The sequence below is a fragment of the Streptomyces tateyamensis genome (assembly GCF_003205575.1).
Taxonomy (GTDB): domain Bacteria; phylum Actinomycetota; class Actinomycetes; order Streptomycetales; family Streptomycetaceae; genus Kitasatospora; species Kitasatospora tateyamensis.
The window spans coordinates 1-2,466 of the sequence record NZ_PYBW01000215.1; the positions used below are offsets into that span (position 1 = coordinate 1).

Below are 2,466 nucleotides of genomic sequence, written 5' to 3' on the forward strand. Positions count from 1 at the left end.
TCGGAACTACTCGTCTAGTGACCACCACCGACCAACCCCCACGCGGCTGTCCTCCGCGGGCTCCGGCGGCTGGGGTTCACCTGGTCGCTTCGCCGATCCACCCGAGGTACTCGGCGCTCCCGTGGGTGATGTCGACCGCGATGATCTCGGGGGTCTCGTAGGTGTGGGCGGCCTTGATGGCCTGCTCCAGTTCGGCGTACCGGTCGGCGCCGAGCTTGTAGAACACGCGCCACTCCTCGTCGACCTGGACGGCCCCCTCCCACCAGTAGACGGACTTGACCGGGCCGTCGATCTGCGCACAGGCCGCGATCCTCGCCTCCACCCCGGCCCGGGCCAACTGCTCCGCGTGCTCGGCACGCAGTTGCACATCAATAGCTGCAGCCGCAAAGCTGACAAACCAGAGGGCTCCGCCGGAAGCGAATCCCACAGAGCCCAAAGAAGATCGGACACACTCTGCACGGCAGGCATTCGGACAGTTGCAATACCCGACGTCACCATTACACGTCCGACTCCGCCTCCAGCGCCAAGCCATCGTCACCCTCAGCAACGTCCTCCGCCACCCCGCAGACGCCACCGCGGAGCCCAACGACAGCGACGAACCGCCACTTTGTGCAGCACCCGTCCGCTGACGTTGCCGTCAACTACTGCCGTCAAACAGCTCGTACTACAGCGGCAGATCATGTGACTGCTGATCGGTTGTGTCGTTGAGCGGTCATGCTGGTAGATGTGACAGAGGAGCAACTCGGATGGTGGGCCGAAGAGTTAGCGATCTTCCTCGGAGATTTCGACCACCTGTTCGCGCGGCCGGAGCCCCGTGAGGTGTTCGCGGATCTGGTCGAGGGGTTGCTGTCGGACCTGCGCCGGAAGAACGCGTGGACGATGTCCGCACGGGCGGGCCATGTCACGCCGTCGCGGATCCAGAAGTTCCTGAACGCGGCCTCGTGGTCGGCGGACGCGCTGCTGGACGAGCTGCGCGGGTATGTGGCCGAACACCTGGGCGACCCGGTCGGGTCGCTGGTCCTGGACGACACGCAGGTGCGGAAGAAGGGGACCAAGTCCGTCGGAGTCGCCCCGCAGCACTGCGGAGTGACCGGTGACGTACGGAACTGCCAGGTCATGGTGAGACTCCCCCGGGATGCGGGAGAAGCTGACAGCGGTTCAGATGGGGAGCATGGAAGGTAGCCCCACGATGGCCGCACCGATGAAGTACCCGCTCGAATTGCGTGAGCGCGCGGTGGCGATGTACCGGTCCGCCGACCCGAAGCCGGTGATCCGTCAGCTGGCCCGGGACCTGGGCGTGCACCACGAGGCCCTGCGCAACTGGATCCGGCAGGACGAGGCCGACCGCGGCGAGCGCGGTGACCAGCTGACCAGCGCGGAGAAGGAGGAGTTGGTCGCCTTGCGCAAAGAGGTCCGTGACCTGCGCCGGGCCAACGAGGTCCTGCGTACCGCCTCAGCGTTTTTCGCGGCCCAGCTCGACCCGACCCGGCCCAGGTGATCGCGCTCCTCGACGAGCACCCCCACCTGGGAGTCGAGCTGGTACTCCGGGAGACGGGCACACCGCCCTCCACCTACTACCGCCGGCGTGCCCGCCGGCAGCACCCCACCCGCCACGAGACCGACGACGCCGCCCTCACCGAGAAGATCAAGGAGGTCCACGAGCAGTCGCACGGCGTCTACGGCTCGCCGCGCGTGCACGCCCACCTCGCCCGCGAGGGCGTGCGGGTGGGACGCAAGCGGGTCGAGCGGCTGATGCGCGAGGCCGGCCTGGCCGGGATCAGCCCCCGCACCCGGCGGTGGAAGACCACCGTGGCCGATCCTGCGGCCGAGTTCGCCCCGGACCTGGTCAAGCGCGACTTCACCGCGAAGGCTCCGGACCGGCTGTGGGTCACCGACCTCACCGTGGTCGACACCGCCGAGGGGCCACTGTGGCTCTCCGCGATCCGCGATGCGTTCTCCCGCCGCGTGGTGGCCTGGGAGACCTCGGCCCGCGCGGACGCGGACCTGGTCCTGGCGTCCCTGGAGTACGCGCTGGCCAGCCGCCGGGTCCAACCCGGGCAGCTGATACACCATGCCGACCACGGGTCGCAGTACACATCCATCAAGCTCACAACCCGCCTGGTGCGAGCTGGAGTTGAGGCCTCCATGGGCTCTGTCGGGGACTCGTACGACAACGCGCTGGCCGAGAACCTGTGGACCCTGCTGAAGTCCGAGTGCGTGCGGGGCCGCACATTCACCACCCGTGCCGAGGCGAACCAAGCACTGTTCGAATACATCGACGGGTTCTACAACACCACCCGCATCCAGAAGCGTCTCGGCTGGCTCAGCCCCATCGAGTACGAGGAGAAGTACTACGCCGAACAGGCAGCCACCGAACGAACGAACCTGAACACCAATCAACCCACCCTGACCTGCTGATCAGCACCTCCCACACACCGGGGGAGCCTCATGGTGATGCTGACCTAC

Annotated in this window: 4 protein-coding genes; 3 read left to right on the top strand and 1 reads right to left on the bottom strand. The window is 67.2% G+C overall.

Annotated elements, in window-relative coordinates; genetic code table 11:
* Nucleotides 1-76: 76 nt before the first annotated feature.
* Nucleotides 77-367, bottom strand: coding sequence for a divalent-cation tolerance protein CutA (gene cutA, locus C7C46_RS37035; RefSeq protein ID WP_245985301.1), 291 nt, complete (start codon nucleotides 365-367; stop codon nucleotides 77-79).
* Between the two features lie 347 nt (nucleotides 368-714).
* Between cutA and C7C46_RS32715 the strand changes: the two genes are divergently transcribed.
* The 3 genes from C7C46_RS32715 to C7C46_RS32725 are packed head-to-tail and all read left to right on the top strand — an operon-like array spanning nucleotide 715 to nucleotide 2,418.
* Nucleotides 715-1,182, top strand: a complete 468-nt coding sequence (locus C7C46_RS32715; RefSeq protein WP_110673544.1) for a transposase — start codon at nucleotides 715-717, stop codon at nucleotides 1,180-1,182.
* Between the two features lie 7 nt (nucleotides 1,183-1,189).
* Complete coding sequence (locus tag C7C46_RS32720; protein ID WP_181442663.1) at nucleotides 1,190-1,498, top strand: transposase; 309 nt, start codon at nucleotides 1,190-1,192, stop codon at nucleotides 1,496-1,498.
* Nucleotides 1,495-2,418 (top strand): IS3 family transposase, encoded by a 924-nt coding sequence (locus C7C46_RS32725; RefSeq protein WP_110673546.1) that lies wholly within the window; start codon nucleotides 1,495-1,497, stop codon nucleotides 2,416-2,418. Before C7C46_RS32720 ends, C7C46_RS32725 begins: the two co-directional genes overlap by 4 nt.
* Nucleotides 2,419-2,466: the final 48 nt, after the last annotated feature.

Coding starts and splice junctions, on each gene's coding strand:
- C7C46_RS32715 (WP_110673544.1), top strand. CDS start 715: ATGCTGGTAGATGTGACAGAGGAGCAACTCGGATGGTGGGCCGAAGAG.
- C7C46_RS32720 (WP_181442663.1), top strand. CDS start 1,190: ATGGCCGCACCGATGAAGTACCCGCTCGAATTGCGTGAGCGCGCGGTG.